Annotated in this window: 16 protein-coding genes and 1 tRNA gene; all 17 read left to right on the forward strand. The window is 68.5% G+C overall.

The window, feature by feature from the left end; genetic code table 11:
* The coding region (gene lspA, locus ACIQ6O_RS00825; RefSeq protein ID WP_396205860.1) for a signal peptidase II at window positions 1-431 on the forward strand (431 nt) is incomplete at its 5' end.
* Window positions 428-1,444, forward strand: coding sequence for an RluA family pseudouridine synthase (locus ACIQ6O_RS00830; RefSeq protein ID WP_396205861.1), 1,017 nt, complete (start codon window positions 428-430; stop codon window positions 1,442-1,444). The genes lspA and ACIQ6O_RS00830, both read left to right, overlap by 4 nt.
* Before the next feature lies 1 nt (window position 1,445).
* Window positions 1,446-1,850: a chemotaxis protein CheW gene (locus ACIQ6O_RS00835; protein WP_396205862.1), complete on the forward strand. Its 405-nt coding sequence runs from the start codon at window positions 1,446-1,448 to the stop codon at window positions 1,848-1,850.
* Window positions 1,847-2,212 carry a response regulator gene (locus ACIQ6O_RS00840; protein WP_396205863.1) on the forward strand — a complete coding sequence of 122 codons (366 nt, stop codon included), beginning with the start codon at window positions 1,847-1,849 and terminating at the stop codon, window positions 2,210-2,212. Before ACIQ6O_RS00835 ends, ACIQ6O_RS00840 begins: the two co-directional genes overlap by 4 nt.
* 20 nt (window positions 2,213-2,232) lie before the next feature.
* Window positions 2,233-4,197, forward strand: a complete 1,965-nt coding sequence (locus ACIQ6O_RS00845; RefSeq protein ID WP_396205864.1) for a chemotaxis protein CheW — start codon at window positions 2,233-2,235, stop codon at window positions 4,195-4,197.
* 21 nt (window positions 4,198-4,218) lie between these two features.
* On the forward strand, window positions 4,219-4,869 hold the full coding sequence (locus ACIQ6O_RS00850) for a chemotaxis protein CheC (protein ID WP_396205865.1): 651 nt from the start codon (window positions 4,219-4,221) through the stop codon (window positions 4,867-4,869).
* A 17-nt stretch (window positions 4,870-4,886) separates the two neighbouring features.
* The gene (locus tag ACIQ6O_RS00855; RefSeq protein ID WP_396205866.1) at window positions 4,887-7,550 is read left to right on the forward strand and encodes a tetratricopeptide repeat protein; all 2,664 of its coding nucleotides are present in this window, start codon (window positions 4,887-4,889) and stop codon (window positions 7,548-7,550) included.
* 10 nt (window positions 7,551-7,560) lie between these two features.
* The gene (locus ACIQ6O_RS00860) at window positions 7,561-8,694 is read left to right on the forward strand and encodes a DUF4388 domain-containing protein (RefSeq protein WP_396205867.1); all 1,134 of its coding nucleotides are present in this window, start codon (window positions 7,561-7,563) and stop codon (window positions 8,692-8,694) included.
* A 78-nt stretch (window positions 8,695-8,772) separates the two neighbouring features.
* On the forward strand, window positions 8,773-9,459 hold the full coding sequence (locus ACIQ6O_RS00865; RefSeq protein ID WP_396205868.1) for a GTP-binding protein: 687 nt from the start codon (window positions 8,773-8,775) through the stop codon (window positions 9,457-9,459).
* 2 nt (window positions 9,460-9,461) lie between these two features.
* Window positions 9,462-11,210, forward strand: coding sequence for a DnaA ATPase domain-containing protein (locus ACIQ6O_RS00870; protein WP_396205888.1), 1,749 nt, complete (start codon window positions 9,462-9,464; stop codon window positions 11,208-11,210).
* Window positions 11,210-12,928, forward strand: coding sequence for a DUF4388 domain-containing protein (locus ACIQ6O_RS00875; protein ID WP_396205869.1), 1,719 nt, complete (start codon window positions 11,210-11,212; stop codon window positions 12,926-12,928). Before ACIQ6O_RS00870 ends, ACIQ6O_RS00875 begins: the two co-directional genes overlap by 1 nt.
* 44 nt (window positions 12,929-12,972) lie before the next feature.
* On the forward strand, window positions 12,973-14,100 hold the full coding sequence (locus ACIQ6O_RS00880; RefSeq protein WP_396205870.1) for a chemotaxis response regulator protein-glutamate methylesterase: 1,128 nt from the start codon (window positions 12,973-12,975) through the stop codon (window positions 14,098-14,100).
* 10 nt (window positions 14,101-14,110) lie between these two features.
* Window positions 14,111-15,019 carry a tetratricopeptide repeat protein gene (locus ACIQ6O_RS00885; protein WP_396205871.1) on the forward strand — a complete coding sequence of 303 codons (909 nt, stop codon included), beginning with the start codon at window positions 14,111-14,113 and terminating at the stop codon, window positions 15,017-15,019.
* Window positions 15,016-16,002, forward strand: coding sequence for a peptidase MA family metallohydrolase (locus ACIQ6O_RS00890; protein WP_396205872.1), 987 nt, complete (start codon window positions 15,016-15,018; stop codon window positions 16,000-16,002). Before ACIQ6O_RS00885 ends, ACIQ6O_RS00890 begins: the two co-directional genes overlap by 4 nt.
* A 112-nt stretch (window positions 16,003-16,114) precedes the next feature.
* Window positions 16,115-16,285, forward strand: a complete 171-nt coding sequence (locus ACIQ6O_RS00895; RefSeq protein ID WP_396205873.1) for a hypothetical protein — start codon at window positions 16,115-16,117, stop codon at window positions 16,283-16,285.
* Window positions 16,286-16,444: 159 nt separating this feature from the next.
* A tRNA-Val gene (locus ACIQ6O_RS00900) sits at window positions 16,445-16,518 on the forward strand.
* 161 nt (window positions 16,519-16,679) lie between these two features.
* A complete protein-coding gene (locus ACIQ6O_RS00905) occupies window positions 16,680-18,383 on the forward strand; it encodes a tetratricopeptide repeat protein (RefSeq protein WP_396205875.1) in 1,704 nt (567 codons plus the stop codon).
* Window positions 18,384-18,460 lie beyond the last annotated feature (77 nt).

Raw genomic sequence — 18,460 nt, forward strand, 5'->3', positions numbered from 1 at the left:
ACGACATCATTGGCGACGTGGTGCGTTTCACCCTCGCCTATAACCCGGGGGCGGCCTTCGGCATGCACCTCGGTCCGGGGTCGCGGTGGATCTTCGCGGGGCTGAGCGTGGTCATTGTGGGGGGCCTGCTCAAGGCCACCGGTGATCTCACGCGAACCTCCAGAATTGCGGCATTCGGCGTTCCGGTCATCGTGGGCGGCGCGATCGGCAACTTGCTTGATCGTATTCGCCTGCGTGAAGGGGTGGTGGATTTCATCGACATCGGCATCGGGACCACCCGCTTCTGGACCTTCAATGTGGCGGACACGGCGGTGACCATCGGCGCTGTGTGTCTGCTACTGGCCCTCTGGCAGGAAGATCAGGCGATACAGGCAGCCGCCAAGGCAGCCGAGGCGACCGGTGCGGAAGGGCAGGGCGGCGGCGCCTCGTGAGCGGCGGCGCCGAATTTCAGATCACGGTCAGCGAAGACGCCGGGGAGCGGCTCGACCTGCTGGTAGCCCGGCATGGGTCGCTGTCGCGCACGCAGGCGGCCACGCTCATTGCCAACGGGCATGTGCAGGTGAACGGTGGCCGGCAGAAAGCCAGCTATCGGGCCGAGGCCGGCGACATGGTGCAGGTGGTCGTACCACCTCCGCCGGGGCGCGAAATCGTGCCGGAGCAGATTCCGCTCGACATCGTGTTCGAGGACGAGCATTTGCTGGTCGTGGACAAGGCGGCCGGCATGGTCGTGCATCCGGCTCCGGGCAACTGGAGCGGGACGCTGGTGAACGCCCTCATGGGGCGCGGTGAACCCTTGGCCGAGGGAGGCGGGGAAGACCGCGCGGGTCTGGTCCACCGACTCGACAAGGACACCTCGGGGCTGCTCGTCGTGGCCAAGACCGATGCCTCGCACCGGATCCTCAGCACCGCGCTCGCCGCTCGCCAGGTCACGCGTCGCTACGTCGCGCTCTGCTGGGGGCATCTCGCGGCGGACACCCTGACGGTGGACAAACCCATCGCCCGTGACCCCCGAGACCGAACACGCATGGCGATCGTCCCTACGGGGAAGGCTGCACGAACGGACTTCGTGCGACTGGCCCGTTTCGACAGCGTGGACCTGCTGCGGGCGCACCTGCATTCGGGGCGCACGCACCAGATCCGTGTGCATCTGTCGAGCGTGGGCCACCCCGTCATCGGCGACGATACCTATGGCGGGGGCGGGGGGCGCAAGCTGGCCGCGCTGCCGCCGCGTCGCCATTTCCTGCATGCGGCCTGGCTGCGCTTCAAGCATCCGGTATCGGGACAGGTCATCGACCTGCGTTCCCCGCTCCCGGACGACCTCCGGCGGTCACTGGCGACCCTCAGTGACATGCCCGAACTCGCCACGCATCAGGACCCGCTCGATGTCTTCGGCTTCTACCGCACCGACGAGCACTCCGGCGCCCGAGAGGCTGCCAGCGAGTGACGTGTTCGACTCCGACGAGGACCAGCGCCCGCAATGGCTCGTGGTCACGTCGGCCGGCGAAGCGTTCTGGATCCCGGTGGAGCAGGTGCGCGAGGTGGTGCGCCCCCTGGGGCTGAAAGCGGTCCCCGGCGCCCCCGCCATACAGGCCGGTATTGTCAATGTCCGGGGTGCGATCGTCACGGTGCTGGACCTCCAGGCCCTCCGGACGGGAGAGCGTGCCGTCACACCGGGGTCGATCGTCCTCCTCGAGCACGGGGCCCGGCCAATCGGGCTCACCGTGGACACCGTTCAGGATGTGCGCGTGGCGACACCGGACCAACCCGATGTGCCGTCCGACGCGACCGTGCTGGACGCCGTCGCGCTGTGCGCGCGACATCTGCACTCAGCCGAGGAGAGGACACGGTGAGCAAGACGGTTCTGATCTGCGACGACGCGATCTTCATGCGCACCATGGTGGGGGACATCCTCACCCAGGCGGGATTCGAAGTGGTGGGCGAGGCGGAGACCGGCGTACAGGCCGTCGAGAAGTACAAGCACCTGCGCCCCGATCTGGTCACCATGGACATCGTGATGCCCGATATGGGCGGCATCGATGCGGTACGTGAGATCACGAAGCATGACCCGCAGGCGCGCATCCTCATGTGCAGCGCCATGGGCCAGCAGGCGCTCGTGGTGGAGGCGATTCAGGCCGGTGCCAAGGATTTCGTCGTGAAGCCGTTCCAGCCGAGCCGGGTGCTGGAAGCGGTGACGCGCGTCCTCGCCGCGTAAGCGGCCGCGCGGCACCAATCGTGGACACGGCGCGCTACGCGGCCCTGTTCCAGGCCGAGGCGCGCGAACACCTCGCGGAACTCGATACCGCGCTGCTCGCGCTCGAGGACGAGGGGCGCCGGGGGCCCGACGGCGTGAGTACGGCCGCGCAGGTCGCCACGCTGTTTCGCGGCATGCACACCATCAAGGGCATGGCCGGGTCGATGGGTTACGAGGCCATCGAGCGACTGGCGCATGCGCTGGAGTCGCGGTGCGAGCCCCTGCGGAGTGGCGACGAAGCGCTGCATGCGGATCTCTTGGCGCTCCTGTTCGAAGGCACGGATGTGCTGCGCGGGGCGATCGATGACGTCGCGCGCGGCGTCGCCACGGCACCGGCCGCCATCGCCGGGATTCTCGTGCGACTGCGCCGCCCCGTTCTCGAGACGCCGTCGGCCGAGACGCTGGCCCTGCCCGATACCACCGCCACGTCCTCGGAATCAGCGCGCGTGCGGCCGTCCGCCCCCGCCGATGCCGTCAATGTGCGGCATGTGGACATCCGGCTCACCGCCGATTGCCCGCTCAAGGGCGTTCGCGCCATGCTCGTGCTGGCGAAGCTCGCGCCGCTTGGGCAGATCCGCGGGACGCACCCGGCGCAAACACGCTGGCAGGACGAGGCGTTCGACGGGGCCTTTCGCGTCACGGTCGTCAGCGACGTCACCGACGATATGCTCGAACAGGCGGCGCGCAGCGCGGGGGATGTGGCGAAGGTGCAGGTACGGGTGCCGGCCCTGGCGTCGCAGGTCGCGGAGCGCTTGGCGACCACTGGGGTCCCGGAAGCCACGCGTACCGTCCGCATCGATGCCCGCCGCCTCGACACGCTGCTCGATCTCGTGGGAGAGCTGGTCCTCACGCGAGACCGCTTGTTGCGCCGTATCGAAGCGCTCGATCACCCCGATCGTGACGTGTATCGAGCCGCCCGCGACGCCGCGCGGCTCGTGAGCGCGCTGCAGGACGAAGTGTTGCAGTCGCGGCTGCTGCCGGTCGGACAGGTCTTCGATCGGTTCCCGCGCCTCGTGCGCGATGTGAGCCGCGAGCTCGGCAAGGACGTGGCATTCGTCATGGAAGGGCGTGAGATCGAACTTGATCGGTCGCTGCTCGACGCCATCGGTGATCCCATCCTCCACCTGCTGCGCAATGCGCTCGATCACGGGATCGAGGACGTCGCGACACGCGAGGCCGCCGGCAAGCCACCCCGCGGCGAGCTGGTGCTGCGTGCCGCCCGCGACCGCGCCACCATCGTGATACAGGTGCAGGACGATGGGCGCGGCATCGATCGTCATGGCGTGCTGCTCCGCGCGCGGGAGCACGGGTTGGTCCCCGACGACTGCGATGGGCTCGACGATGAAACCCTGCTGCGCATCATTGCCCACCCGGGGTTCTCCACGGCCCGCCGGGTCACCAGTCTCTCGGGACGTGGCGTCGGCGTCGACGTGGTGAATACGCGGGTGCGCGCGCTCGGTGGACAGCTGGAGCTCGAAAGCATCGAGGGCGTCGGTACCGTGGTGACGCTGCGGCTCCCCATGACCCTCGCGATCACCAGGGCCCTCGTGGTGGAAGTCGCCGGGAGCACCTTCGCGCTTCCCGCTGCGCATGTCGAGGAAGCTCTGGAGTATCACGAATCCCTGCGGGTGCATCACGCCGCGAGACCCTCTGTCACGATTCATGATGCGGTCGTTCCACTGGTGGCGCTCGGTGAACGTTTCGGGCTGGTTCGTTCGTCCACCTACGACGCGTCGCGTGACGCCGAGGGCCGCGATCAGCACATCGCCGTCGTCGAGTCTGGTGGGCGACGGGTGGCCTTGCTGGTCGACGCGCTGGTCGCGCAGCAGGACATCGTCGTGAAGCCACTGGATGTGGTGCGCGGGGCGGCCCCGTGGTTCAGCGGGGCAACGGTCCTGGGTGACGGCAGCCCGGCACTGATCATCGATGTGCCGAGTATCGTTTGACACGGATTTCAGGAACCAGTCATGGCGGACGTCATCAGGCAGCAGGACAAAGCACCGGCCACGCGCATGCTCACCGGCATTCAGCTCGATGCGCTGCGCGAGATCGCCAACATCGGCGCCGGGCATGCCGCCACGGCACTGTCGCAGTTGACGGGCAGTACCATCATGATCAAGGTGCCGGCCATCACCGTGGCCAGCATCGAAGACCTGCCGGCACAGTTTGCAGCCGATGAGGAACCCGTTGCCGCCGTGATGATGCACATGCTGGGCGATCTGTCGGGGCGCACGCTGCTGGTGTTCCCGAAGCCGACCGTCATGCGGCTGGCCGAACTCATGCTGCGCCGGCCGGTGGGGAGCTCGGTCGCATTCAGTGAACTCGAATCGTCGGCCATCAAGGAAACAGGGAACATCCTCAGCGGCGCCTATATGAATGCCCTGAGCGACTTCCTCGGCATGTTGCTGCTGCCGTCCCCGCCGTCGCTGGTCATCGATTTGTCCACCGCCGTGCTTACCAGCGCCTTCGGGGAATTCGCGCCGGATCCCGATTCGGTGCTGTGCGTGGAGAGCGAGTTCGTGCTTCGCGAGACGGATCTGACCCTGCGCGGGTACTTTCTCCTGCTCCCTGATCCGGCGTCGCTGCAGGTGATGCTGCGCGCGATTCGTCTCGCCTGACGCAGCCGGGCGGCATCATGCACGGTACCTCCGGTAGCTCGGAAACGAGCCTGCTGCGGGCCCTCGCCGATCGAATCGATCAGCACGACCCGGGCGCCTTCAACAACCTCGGCGTGCTGTATCATGCGCGCGGATTGCACGCGGAGGCTGTAGACGCCTTCCTGCGCGCACTCGCGATCGCTCCGCGCATGCGCACCGCGGCACGCAATCTGGAAATGGCCGCCGCTCAGCCGGGCGCCTGCGACGGACGTCTCGGCGCGCTCGAGCAGCGCATCACTGCCAATCCGGACGACCGCACGGCCCTGCGCGAACGGGCGCAGTTGGTGCGCCTGCTCGGGCGTCGCGATGAGGCGATCCGACTGCTCGATGCGCTCATCGCCGAGGATCCCGACGATGGCGAAGCGCTGTTCGGGCGCGGACTCATTGAACAGCAGGCGGGTGACCTGCGTCGGGCCCAACGGTGGTTCGAACGTGCCGTCAATGCTGGGGCGGCGGGCAATGCCCGACTGCATCTCGCCGAGGTGTTGTATCAGCGCGGGCAGAACGAACAGGCGCTGGGGGTGCTCGAGATGCTCCTCCTCGAACACGCCGATCACGCCGATGCGTATCTCCTGCGCAGCTTCGTGCTCGGGGACATGGGGCATCATGAGGCCGCCCTCGAGGCGTCGCGGCGCGCGTCGCAGCTGAACCCTGCGCTTGAGGCACTCCAGGGCGACCTCGTCATCGAACAGAACGCACCGCCCATGGCGAGCGCGGAGTTGCGCGTGCTGGCGGTTGAACCTGATGGTGCGATGGCGCGATACGGGCTCGGGCTGGCTTTCCGGCAGCGCGGCTACTTCCGCGAAGCGCGTCAGGAGTTCGAGCGCGCGTTCGCTCAGGGTGAGGATCGGCGCCTGGTGCAGCATGCGCTCGCCGAACTCGATCTGCTCGATGGCGATTCAGCATCGGCACGCCTGCGATACGAGGCGCTGTTGGGACTCGGCGAGTCGGCGCGTTGCTGGAACGAGCACGGTGTGGCGCTGCATCAGGCAGGCGAGGTGTCGTCGGCCGCCGACAGCTATCGTCGCGCGCTGCGCATCGACCCGCGACATGCCTTGGCGTACAACAATTTGGGGGTCGCCCTCGCTGACCGCGGCGATGCTGATGCCGCCCGCGAGGCGTTCGCGCGAGCGGCTGAGCTCGATCCCACTCTCGTGCTGGCACGGCTCAACCTCGCACGCTGGTATGCGGCGCATGGTGATGATTTGGCCTCGCTGTCGCTGCTGCGGGAACTTGCGGAGTTTCATCCCCGTGAAGCGGAGGTCTGGTATACGCTTGGCCGTGTCTTCATGAAGGGGCAACGCGCCGATGAGGCGCTCGTGGCGCTGGCCAGAGCGGTCGACGTCCGGCCGTCGCATGCGGAGGCGCGCTATGCCCTCGCGCACGCGCTCCAGGCACTTGGTGATGCCGACGGTGCGGTGCGGGAGACGCAGGTGGCCCTCACCCTGTCGCCCGTGCGAAAGGACGATCGGCTCACGGTGGGGATCGACCTCCAACGGGAGTGCCCCGAGTCGGTGGGGCCCGTGGATCTGCTGAGTCTCGTGGGGGGCACGCCACTGGTCGGGGTGACCATTGCCGACGCCGCAGTGGACGCGCTGTTCCCGGAGCCGCCGACCTCGACGCCGTCTTTGCTCGCCATCGAAGAGCGCGTGCGGGCCGGATGCGACGCGGCCGATGCGTTCGCCGTTCGCACACTGCACGGCGAGGCCATTGAGCGGTATCGGGCAGCACGAGAGCTTATCGAGACGGCGCCGGCGGTGGCGGCGTCCGATGACGCCGATCCGGTACGCGCGACGCGCCAGTCGTTGTGGATGCGCGCGGCCATCGGGGAGTGCCGTTCGCATGCGCTGCTCGACGACGCGGCCGCGGCCTTGCCGTTGCTGCGACGGGTGTCGGCGGTGGCGCCCGACCACATAAACGCGCTGGCGCTACGCGCCGCCGCGCTCGCGGCCACGGGCGACGCGGCGAGCAGGGAGGAAGCCCGAGCGGCCCTGTTGCGATTACTCCGCCACGATGTGGAGAGCGCGGCGCTGCTCCACTTCGCTGGTGACGTGGCGGTGCGCCTGCGTGACGAGTCGTTGGCGCTGGGCTTCTATCGCCGGGCCCTCGCCCGTGACCCGCTGCGCCCCACGCCGCGCGTGGCGATCGCCCGTCTGCTGCGCGAGCGCGGCGACCTGCTGGCCGCGCGTCTCGAACTTGTCGCAGCCCTCGCGGCGGCTCCCGCGTGGCGTGAAGCCACGGTGGAACTCGCCCTGGTGCACCGGGAGGCGAATCGATACGCCGAGGCACGCCAGCTGCTCGCCGACCATCTGACGCGTGTGCCGACCGATCTGGACACTCTCGCCGTCCTCGCCGAGGTGCTGCTGGCGGAAGCGCGTGTCGAGGACGCGCGCGTGGCCGTCGATCGGGTGCTGCGCTACGATCCGGACCACGGCGCCGCCCTGTGGCTCGACGGCGTGCTGCTCACGGGACAGTCCCGCCTCCGCGATGCGCTCGCACGCTGGAGACGTCTGTCGCGCCTCGCGGACGCGGAGCCCTGGAGTGCGCGGGCGCGTGCCGCACTTGCGCGTGCCGCGCTTGCGCCTAACGCGCGTGAGGCCGGAGTCACGTTCTCGCCATCCGCCAGCGCGTCGGTCGCCTAGGAACGCGCGCATGGCACTCGAGGGCCGCCTCCGGGATCTCGCACTCTCCGACGTGCTCCAGCTGCTCGCGCTGGGGCGCAAGTCCGGAGTGCTGCACTGTCATGCCCCGCTGCAGGGCCGTCGGGCGCAGATCGCCTTCGACGCCGGTGTCCTCATCGACGCGGAGGTGGTGAACGCGGACCGCGTGAACGACCTCACCGCACCGCGCCGTCGCGCGGGCGACCTGGCGGACATGGCCGCGGCGGTGCAGGACGTGCTGCTGTGGCGCGATGGGACCTTTCGGTTTGCCCCCGGTGAACGGCCGATCCATCCAACGTCGGTGCGTTTGGCCGTCGAGCCACTGCTCATGGAGGCGGCCGTGCGCGCCGAGGTGTGGCAGCGCATCGAGGCACGGGTCCCTCACGCGCGTGTCATCCCGACCTTCGTCGATGTCGAGCCGCAGCAATTGCCACTCCTCCGGCTCACCCCGCCGCAGTGGGACCTCCTCACGCGCATCGATGGCCAGCGTGACCTCATGGCGCTCGCGACCGCCATGCAACGTGCCCTCACGGACGTCGCCCAGTTGGTGTACGAGCTCATCGGCGCGGGCATTCTCGCACTGCGCGAAGGGCAGCCGGTTCCTCGCAAGAACCCCACGCCGCCCGCAGTCGCCGCGATGCCCACCGTACAGCCATCGTCCCCCGCGGGACCGCACGCTACGCGGGGGCAGGCCTCCGGTGTGACACGGTCGGACCTGTGGGTGCCGTCGGGCACCCACACGGCGGTGCCGGGCCCGCCAGGCGTGCATGACGAGGATTCCCTCTTCGATCCCATCGAGCACGGCGTCCTGACCGAGGACGGCCTGCCACTTGGCGGTGCCCTCTGGCGGACCACGCCCGCCACCGTCGAGCCGGTTGCCCTCACGCCGGTTGAACCGTCCATCGGAGGAGAGGTGCCGAAGCCCAGGACGGCCGGGGCTACCGACGTGGGGATCGCCCGCGAGTTGTGCCAGATCGGTGACGATCTGGCGCGCGCGGGTGACCTGGTCGGGGCCATGGCCCATTGGAACGCGGCCCTGCGGGCACCAGATCCGCTGCCGAACGCCGAGCGTGTGCGTGAGGCCGCGGCGCTGGCAGCCCGATTGCACGCGTTGCTGTTCCCGTAACCGCGGGGCGGACACGTATCCACGAAACGGGCGCGCCGACGACCTCGTCGGGGTGCGGCGAGGGAGAGGAGCGGGCGCATGCCCATTGTCGATCACGCCACCCGGCTGATCACCTGCAAGCTGGTCTACTACGGTCCAGGCCGGTCCGGCAAGACGACGAATCTCACCTACCTGCATTCGGCATTGCCGAGCGGGCAGGTGGGCTCACTCACGTCTCTGGCCACCCGGCGCGACCGGACGCTCTTCTTCGACTACCTCCCAGTCGATCTCGGGACCGTGGGCGCCTATCGCGTGCGCTTCCAGCTCTACACGGTACCGGGCCAGCCGTACTACAAAGCCATCCGCCAGCTGGTGCTCCAGGGGGCGGACGGTGTGGCCTTCGTCGCCGACAGTCAGCGCCATCGCTGGGATGACAACATCGAGAGTCTGCAGGACATGCACGCCAACCTCGCCGAACACGGCGTGGATGCGCGTGCCCTGCCCATCGTAATGCAGTACAACAAGCAGGACCTCCCGCTGTCGCTGTCGGCCAGCGTGGCCGACCTCTCGGCGGCCCTCAACTTCCGCGGGGTGCCCGAATACGCCGCCGATGCGCTCAGCGGGACCGGTGTATTCGATACGCTGCGCGCGCTCGGTCGCACCGTCCTGCGCCGCCTTGGCGCCGAAGACGGGACGCCCGCCGGTCAGCGCGCCAACGCCGCGCTGCGGACGCCCGTGTATGCCCCCGCGATCGCCGACCCCGCGGCGTCGGGAGTGGCCGCGTGATCATGCCTCGTGAGGGCATGCCTCGTGAGGGCGGACTGCGCTTCGACACGTTCGTTGTCGGCGCTTCCAATCGGCTCGCCGTGTCGGCCGCGCGCGCGGTCGCCGAGGCTCCCGGACAGGCGTATAACCCGCTGTTCGTGTACGGAGGGTCGGGACTCGGCAAGACGCACCTCGTGGCGGCCATTGCCCATCGGGCGCGTGAGGTCCAGCCGTCGTTGCAGGTGCGCGTCTCGTCGGGCGAGGAGGTCGCCGAACGGCTGCATCAGGCCGTGGCCGTGGGACAGCCGCAGCAGTTCCTCGAGGCCTTCGCCGGTGTCGATCTGCTCATTCTCGACGATGTGCAGTTCCTCACGGGACAGAAGGAAACGCAGAGTGAGTTGCTCCGCCTGCTCAACGTGTTGCTCACCGGCGGCCAGCAGCTCGTCCTCACGAGCGACCGGCAGCCGTCGGACATTCCCGATGTGGATCAGCGGTTGCTGTCGCGGTTGTCCGGTGGGCTGGTGGTGGATGTGGGGGCGCCCGACTTCGAAATGCGTCTCGCGATTCTGCGCAACGTGGCCACGGAGCGCCACGTGGACTTCGCCGCCGGTGTGCTCGACGAGGTGGCGCGGCTGCCCTTCGGCAATGTCCGTGAACTGAAGGGGGCGCTGAACAAGATCACCGCCTACCAGCAGCTCGACGGTCAGCCCATCGCGAGCGAGGAAGTGCGCGCCGTGCTCGGGGTGAGCGCGTCGCCTGTGGCCCCGCTGACGCCTGATCGCATTCAGGCCATCATCCCTAACGGCGCGGATTACGAGGGCTTCCTCGCCGACGTGCTGCACGAGGTCGAAGCGCGCGTCGAGCCGTGGCGTGTGCGGCTGGGCGAGGCCGTCGCGAGCTATCGTCAGGACGGGTGGAACGTGGGGGTGCTCGAGCGCGCCATGAACTTGCCGCAGGCGCCGGACGTCGATGGATTGCTGCGCGCGTATGCGGCCGCCGTCGAACATCTGCGTGGCCTGGAGACGCAGGCGGTGACGATCGATCCCTCCCTGCGTGGACACGCGGTCTTCCGGAATGTCGAGGCCATTCCCGCGGCGCGCGACCTGGTACAGAACACCCTGGCCACCGCCTTGCCGCTGCCGCAGCCCTCGCCGGGGTTCACGCGCGCCGCCCTCGACGTGGGGCCGGAAAACCAGTTGGCCGTAAGCGCGGTGGACGCGGTCATCGAAGCGCCCGGCGGCGGCTACAACCCACTGTTCCTGTACGGACCGGCCGGCAGCGGCAAGACGCATCTCGCGCACGCGATCGGCAATGCCGTACGGGAACGGTGGACCGGCATGGCCGTGGCATGCCTCTCCGCGCGGCTGTTCGTCGAGGAGTACATCGCGGCGATGCAGGAAGGCGGCGTGGAACGGTGGCGTCTCCGGTATCGTCACGCCGATGTGTTCATCCTCGACGACATCCAGGCGCTCGAAGGGAAAGAACGGACACAGGACGAACTCTTTCACCTGTTCAACCTGCTGGTGGGACGCGGGGCGCAGGTCGTGCTCACCAGTACGCGTGCCCCGAGGGAGATGATGGGGCTCGCCGACCGGATGCGGTCACGCTTCGAGGGCGGGCTGGTGGTAATGCTTCCCGCGCGGGAACGGCGGCGTCTCGAGCAGCTTGCGGGCCGCGCGCCCGGGGAACGTGATTCGTTCTTCGATGATCGCGAGAAGACCATGTGGCAGTGGCCCGACATCGGTGGACGGCTCATTGAGGAATATCGCTGATGGCCATTCGCGGTAATCTCAGCGAGGCCAGTCTCGCCGACGTGCTGCAGCTGCTCGCGCTCGGGCAGAAAACCGGATGTCTCAGCATCGCGCGGGACGGCAGCTTCGGCACCATTCATTTCGCGGACGGGCGTGTTGTGCACGCCTCCATCGTGAATCGTCGCGACCGACTTGGCGATCGGCTCGTGCGCTTGGGGGCCGTGCCCGCCGACGCCCTCGCGCGGCTGGCGGCCCACCTCCCCGTGCAGGATGACCGCGAACTGGCGAAGGCCCTGCTCGACACCGCGCAGGTCGATCGCGATCTGCTGCTGCACGTGCATCGCACGCAGGTCGAAGAGGTGGTCTACCATCTCTTCGGCTGGACGCAGGGGACCTTCACCTTCGAACCCGACGACGACCTGACGGTCGATCCCCCCCTCTTCTCCGTCAGCGCCGATTCGCTGTTGCTGGAAGGCGCGCGGCGGGTGGACGAGTGGTCGCTTATCGAGAAGAAGATTCCCTCGTTCGATCTCCTGTTCGAGATCGACAGCGCCCGCGTGCAGGCGCGCGAGGTCCCGTTGTCGGAGGAGCAGGAGCGCATCCTGCCCCTGCTCGACGGCACGCACGACGTGCACGCCGTCATGGAGCGCTCGGGCTTGAGCGAGTTCGACGCCGGGAAGGCCATCTACGGACTGCTGTCGGCCGGTTATGTGCAGCGCGTGGGGCGCAGTGCCGCACGCCGCCAGTCGCCTCCGGAGAGCCGGGTGGCCGAGCATCGCAATCTCGGCATCGCGTTCTACCGCACGGGCATGCTCGACGAAGCCCTGCGCGAATTCCGCCGTGTGCTCGAGCTGCGCGAGGCCGACGGCGTGTCGCGTTTCCATGTCGGTCTCGTGCACGCGCGCCGCGGCGAGTGGCCGGAGGCCGTCGCCACCTTCACGCGTGCGTCGCGGGAGCCCGACGCGCCTACCGCGGCGTTGCACAATCTGGCCTTCGCGCTCGAACAGGTCGGCGACCCGGTGGGCGCCGCCCGGGCGCTCGAGGAAGCCACGCGTCGCTCGGGCACGATGCCGGATCCGCGGATTGCCCTCTCGCGCGCCACGCTCGCGCTGCAGGCCGGGGAGCTTGCGGTCGCCGACGCGCATCTCGCCGAAGCGCGGGCGCAGTGGGGCGCGCGGCAGCCGTCAGCCGCCTGGTTCCACGCGGCCGGCCTCGCGGCTGCCGTGGCTGGGGATAGCCGACGGGCCCTGGCTATTCTGGAGGAGGGGCTCGCGGTGTACCCGCACGTGGTCACGCTGCACAACAATCTGGCCGTGGTGCACGAACGGCGCGGGAGCTATGAACTGGCGGCACGCACCCTCGAGCATGCGCTGCTCGAGGACGCGAATTGTGCGCACCTGCACAAGAACCTCGGAGACTATCTCTATCGGGGGCAGCGCTACGACGACGCGTTCGATGCGTTCGTGCGCGTGGTGCGGCTCGCGCCGTCCCACGGTCCCGATGTGCACCTCAAGCTCGGCAACATCCACTATCGCCGCGGGGCGCTCGACGACGCCCGCCACGCGTGGGAGCAGGCGTTGGCGCTCGACCCCGGTAATCGCATCGTCATGGCCAATCTGTCCGCGCTGCCCCAGCCCGCGACCGCCGCCGGTGGGATCAACGACGCAGACCCCGTGATCGGTGTGGTCGAGGGGGCGCGGGCCGATGAGGACGTGCTGGCGGCGTTCGGAGCCCCCTGATATGGCCCTCTGGCGTGGGCCGGTCCACATGGTACGAGGTGCACATGTCGAACGCTGAGACGTCCGTCTCGATGGGTGACACCCGACCCGGCGTGCTCGTGGTCGACGACAGCGCCTTCATGCGTAAACTGGTGAGCGAAGTCGTGGAGTCCACCGGCGAGTTCCGGGTGGTCGGGACCGCCCGTGACGGGCAGGATGCGCTCCGGCAGGTCGCGAGCCTCGGCCCCGATCTCGTCACGCTCGATGTGGACATGCCCGGGCTCGATGGGCTGGCGGCGCTGGAGTTCATCATGCGCGACCATCCGCGACCCGTCGTGATGTTGAGTGCCGGTACGACGGAGAGTGGTGCCGACGCCGCGCTGCGTGCGCTGGAACGGGGCGCCGTGGACTTCGTTCGCAAGCCGTCCGGCGCCATCAGTCTCGATCTCGAGTTGGTGAGCGGGCAGCTGTTGCAGGCCTTGCGGGCGGCGAGCGGCGTGCGCGTCGCGACGCATCCCGTGCTGGCCTCCGGACATCTGCCAGTCCCGCCCAAGCCGGCGCCGTTGCAGGTGCCCTTGGCCGGTGCCCCGTCGCGCGTGGTGTGCATCGCGGCGTCCACCGGCGGGCCGGCGGCCCTCGCGCAGATCATCCCCGCTTTGCCGGTGTGGCCAGACACCGCCGTGCTTATCGTGCAACACATGCCCACCGGCTTCACCGCCAGTTTCGCGCGTCGTTTGGACGCGGCTTCGGCACTCACGGTGCACGAGGCCGCGGACGGCGAGCCGCTGCGCGCGGGTCACGCCTACGTCGCTCCGGGCGGGCGGCACCTCCGCGTGCACGGCTCGCGCGATCTGCCACGCCTCGCGCTGGGCGACGACCCGTCGCTCTGGGGGGTCCGTCCCGCCGCCGATCCGTTGTTCGCTTCGGCCGCCCACCTCTTCGGGGCGAACGCGATCGGCGTAGTCCTGACCGGGATGGGACGCGACGGCGCCGATGGCCTGCTGGCCGTGCGCCGCGCCGGCGGACGCGCCGTGGTTCAGGACGTCGCCACGTCCGTGGTGCCGGGGATGCCGGAAGCGGCCCGAACACTCGCCGGGAGCGATGTCGTGGCGCCGCTGCACGAGATCGCCGCCGCCATCGGGGGACAGCTGCACACGCTTCCCACGCCGCACGAATGGCTCGCAAGCGCATGACGGCCGCGACATGACACGTCCCCCCGATCCGTCACTGCCCCCCGCCAGCGCGGCCGCGTTCGGTGAGCGCCTGCAGACGATGCGGCAGACACTCGACGACGCGTGCCGTTTGCACCCCCAGGTGCCGCTTACGCCCGACGAGCGCGAACAGCTCAAGCAGGCAATCATCACTTTGTTCCGCGAGGCGGACGCGGCGCTCCAGCAGGCGCAGGGGTGGAAGGACGCCGTGAAGGCGCTCGCCGACCAGTGGAAGCAATTGGACGACCGGCCGTCCACGACGGTGCCCGCCGCACCGGCGTTAAACTCCGGGCGCGTCGATCACCTCGGCGCATCGACCTTCCTCGAGAAGGGTTGGTCGAAGCTGTCGCTGCTCGACGCCGTAGGCGCCGAAGCCGCCTTTCGTCGTGCCCTCGAGTTGGCGCCGGGCGATACCGAAGCGGAGACGCTGCTGTCGTGGGCGCTCATGCAACAGGAGCGCTACGACGAGGCCGGAATGGTCGCGCAGGTCGTGCTGCAGCGCGATCCGCACCATGCGCTGGCCCGTGCCAACGTCGGCTACATCTGTCTGCGCCAGCTGCGCTATGGTGAGGCCATCGAGCATCTCTCGACGGTCATTCGCGCCGACGCCGATCGCCGGGCGGTGTTGTACGCGCACCTGTATCTCGGGATGGCCTACCGCGAGCGCGAGATGTACGAGGACGCCGAAGCGTTTTTCCGGAAGTCGCTCGAGTTGGGACCCAACCTGCTGCAGGCCTGGTACGAACTTGGGCGGGCCTATTGGTTCGCCGGGCGTCGAGCCGATGCGCGTCTGGCGTGGAAATCCGGCAGTGAGGCGAACAAGTTCAGTCCATGGGGAAAGCGCTGCGCGGAGCTGTTGGACACGGTGGAGCAGGGAGCCGAGCCGCCGCGCGCGGGATGATCGCGCGGGGACGCGCGCGCGTCTTTGGGTGGCTCATGGTCGTGCTCGCGGCCGGCTGGTCCGGATTCGGCCCCCGGGCGCTGGCCGCGCAAGCTGGTGGTCGCGACCCAGGCGTACGGCTCGATCGCGGCCGCTTCACGGTCGTGGCCGAACGCCGCGACGAACGGCTCGCGCGCACTCTGCTGACCGAAGCGCAGCGCAACGATTCGTTTCCCGGCCTGCCACGGCCACGCGAGCGGGTATTGATCGCGATTGCCCCGGATTCCCGGCGACTGCGTGCCTGGGTCGGTCCGAACGCACCGGAATGGGGGGCCGCCTTCGCCTTTCCCGACCAGCGCCGCATCGTGATGCAGGGCCGTGCCGCCGGATCCGACGCGGGCGACCCACGTGTGGTGCTGCGTCACGAGCTGGCGCATCTGGCGCTGCACGAAGCCCTGGGGCCGTTGCCGCCGCGCTGGTTCGACGAGGGCTACGCGAGTGTCGCCGCTGGTGAATGGACGCGCGAGCAGGCCTTCGAGACGTCAGTGGGCATGGTGTGGCGCACCTTGCCCACGCTCGAGGAGCTCGAAGCGGGGTTCGCGGGCGGGGGCGTGGAAGCAGGATGGAGTTACGCCATGGCCCACCGGGTGGTGAGCGAGCTCGACGCCCTCGGCGGCGTGGCCGGGCTCACCAACCTGCTGACGTACTGGAAGCAGACGGGGTCGTTCGAGAAGGCGGTGCGCGCCGCCTATGGTATGACCGGCGACGCTTTCGAGAAGCATTGGCGGGCCCGCACCCGCACCCGGTACGGCGCCCTGTCCTTTGTGGCGAATCTCTCGGTCGCCGTGGGGATGTTCTCCCTCGTGCTGGTACCCCTGTTCGTCATCCGTCGTCGACGTGATCGCCTCAAGCTCGACGCCATGCGGGCGGCGGACGCGCAACAGGAGGAGGCCGCGCGGCAGAGCGCGCTGCAGGCCATCCTTGACGGCGCCGATCCCGCGTGACGCGGTGAGGCCGGCGGGAGTTGGGGCAGGGAGCGCCTTCCGGTGCCCGGTTCCCTGATCGGGGTGCCTCTAGTCCCTTGTGGTGCCTTCACTCAATTCGTATCCTCCGCTCATGACCACGAACGATACACCTCGCTCGCGCGCCCTCCTGTTCTGGGGCTTGGCGGCTGCCTCGCTTCTCCTCGGATACGTTGACCTTGCTCGGGGTGGCGAAACGATCGCACCGATCCTGCTGGTGCTCGGGTACGTCGTGCTCGTTCCGCTGGCCATCCTCAAGGGATAGCGCGGGGCTGATCCCCGTCGTTCGACGGCGGGTTTTCAGAAAATGGCTGGGACCAAACCCAGCCAAACGTGACGATCCGGTTAAAGTTCAGCGTGACCGGGAACTGCGCCCCCCCACCATGGTAGTTTTTCAGCGGATGGTCGGGACAGGGCGTAACACGGGCGAATAGCTCAGCTGGTTAGAGCACCTGTCTTACACACAGGGGGTCGGGGGTTCGAATCCCTCTTCGCCCATTGTTGCAGCCGGTGGCGGCTTCTGCTTGCCGACCGACGGATGCGACTGCAAGTTCTGCTGCTTCACCCCCCCAGACCCGCGTGGCTCTTCGCACTGCCAACGGGTTGATCGATCCCCCGGCTCTCCGGGGTCCCACGGCTCAGGTGCGGAGGTTACGACATTGAAGTCACGGCATTTCCAGGCAATCGCAGGGATCGGTTTGGCCCTCGGTGGCACCCTCGTGCCCTCGGTGGCTTCGGCCCAGTACAATCGGGTCCCCGATCCGAATGCGAAGCGCGTCATGGTCGCGGTGTTCCGCAGCGGCGACAAGGGCCTGGGGGTGCAGGCCGCCGATGCGGTGCGCGGGCGCATGGGCAGCGAGTTCCCGTTCAAGCAGGTGTATGTGCTGCCCAAGCAGGACATCACTGCGACGCTCGAAGCCTCGGGCTTCCCGGTCACGGAAGCGCTCGAGCCGCATGACCAGAAGGCGCTGGCCACGCTGCTCCGCGCCGACGAATACGTCACCGGTACGGCCACCAAGACGGCCACCGGCGTCAAGGTCGAAGCCAACCTCGTGCTCGCGCGCGACAACGCCCTCGTGCAGCCGTTGGGCACGTATGACGTGAAGAGCGTCGGCGAGGCCTCGAGCCTGATTGCCAAGGAACTCAAGGAAGCGCGCAAGCAGCTCGAGTTCGAGCAGAAGTGCATCAACGCGGCGCGCTCGCAGCAGTACGACGCGGCCATTGCGGCGGCCAAGGATGGCATCACGGCCTACCCGAAGGCCACGCTGGCCCGGATCTGCTGGGCCAACGTGCTCGTGACGCAGAAGGCGGCGGCTGCCGAGCAGCTCAAGCTTTCCAAGGAAATCGTCGACATCGACCCGAAGAGCCGCCCGGGGCTCGCGATCCTCGCGCAGAGCTATCGCGACACGAACCAGGGTGATTCGGCCGTCGTGACGCTCACGCGCCTGCTCGCCACCGATCCGAAGAACCCGCGCCTGCAGAAGGACGTGGTCGAAGCGATCGCGGTGCTGGCCAATCCGAAGCTCGCCAAGCCGGTCATCGACGAAGCCGTACAGGCCAACCCGGGCGATCCGGAACTCCTTAAGCTCCGCTGGCTCATCCTGCTGTCCACCAAGGACTACAAGGAAGCGTTCACGCAGGGTGAGGAGCTCGTCCGTCTCGACACGGCCTTCGCCGACACCACGTACTTCATCCGTACGGCGCGTGCGTTCGCAGCGGACAGCCAGTTCCAGAAGGCGGCCGAGACGGCGTCGAAGGGCGTGGCCAAGTTCCCGAGCAACGGGTCGCTCATCTACGAGCAGATCGTCGGCCTGCGTGCCGCGGGGCAGAACCAGCAGGCGCTTGAGGCACTCGACAAGGCTATTGCCGCCAAGATGCCCGTCGAAAACGCCCAGACGCTTCGCGTTACGCTGCTCAAGGACCTCGGGAAGGGCGACGAAGTGATTCCGGCCATCAAGGCCGCGATCGCCGCCGGCGACACCACCACGAACCTCCGTGTGCTCGCGCTGCAGTCGGCCAACGAGGCCTACAAGAAGGCCGCCGCGTCCAAGACGCCGGAAGACTTCACGGCCGCGATCGACCTGCTCAAGTACGCCGACACCGTCGTGCCGAACAGCCTGAAGGCGCAGTCGCAGTTCCTCCTCGGCGCCACCTACGTGGCCTTTGGTCAGGCCAAGCTGCAGGTCGCCCAGACGGGCAAGCAGTGCGCGCCGGCCAAGGAAGCCAAGGACCTGTTCGTCGAAGCGCAGATCCTGCTGCCGAAGGGTGGCTCGTTCTCGCCCGACGCGATGCGTCAGCTGATGGGTGCCGTCATGCAGCTCGACCCGTACGCCGACCAGCTGATCAAGGCGATCTGCAAGTAACCCACCCGGTTGCGGTGACATGCGGGCCCGCCGTCCACAGACGGCGGGCCCGCTCGTTTTTCCGGCTGCGGCACACC

The organism is Gemmatimonas sp. (assembly GCF_044345575.1).
GTDB lineage: Bacteria > Gemmatimonadota > Gemmatimonadetes > Gemmatimonadales > Gemmatimonadaceae > Gemmatimonas.

Excerpts from the sequence above, each read along its gene's own strand:
- ACIQ6O_RS00855 (WP_396205866.1), top strand. The coding sequence starts at position 4,887 with ATGCACGGTACCTCCGGTAGCTCGGAAACGAGCCTGCTGCGGGCCCTC.
- ACIQ6O_RS00870 (WP_396205888.1), top strand. The coding sequence starts at position 9,462 with ATGCCTCGTGAGGGCATGCCTCGTGAGGGCGGACTGCGCTTCGACACG.
- ACIQ6O_RS00875 (WP_396205869.1), top strand. The coding sequence starts at position 11,210 with ATGGCCATTCGCGGTAATCTCAGCGAGGCCAGTCTCGCCGACGTGCTG.
- ACIQ6O_RS00895 (WP_396205873.1), top strand. The coding sequence starts at position 16,115 with ATGACCACGAACGATACACCTCGCTCGCGCGCCCTCCTGTTCTGGGGC.
- ACIQ6O_RS00860 (WP_396205867.1), top strand. The coding sequence starts at position 7,561 with ATGGCACTCGAGGGCCGCCTCCGGGATCTCGCACTCTCCGACGTGCTC.
- ACIQ6O_RS00885 (WP_396205871.1), top strand. The coding sequence starts at position 14,111 with ATGACACGTCCCCCCGATCCGTCACTGCCCCCCGCCAGCGCGGCCGCG.
- ACIQ6O_RS00850 (WP_396205865.1), top strand. The coding sequence starts at position 4,219 with ATGGCGGACGTCATCAGGCAGCAGGACAAAGCACCGGCCACGCGCATG.
- ACIQ6O_RS00865 (WP_396205868.1), top strand. The coding sequence starts at position 8,773 with ATGCCCATTGTCGATCACGCCACCCGGCTGATCACCTGCAAGCTGGTC.
- ACIQ6O_RS00880 (WP_396205870.1), top strand. The coding sequence starts at position 12,973 with ATGTCGAACGCTGAGACGTCCGTCTCGATGGGTGACACCCGACCCGGC.
- ACIQ6O_RS00890 (WP_396205872.1), top strand. The coding sequence starts at position 15,016 with ATGATCGCGCGGGGACGCGCGCGCGTCTTTGGGTGGCTCATGGTCGTG.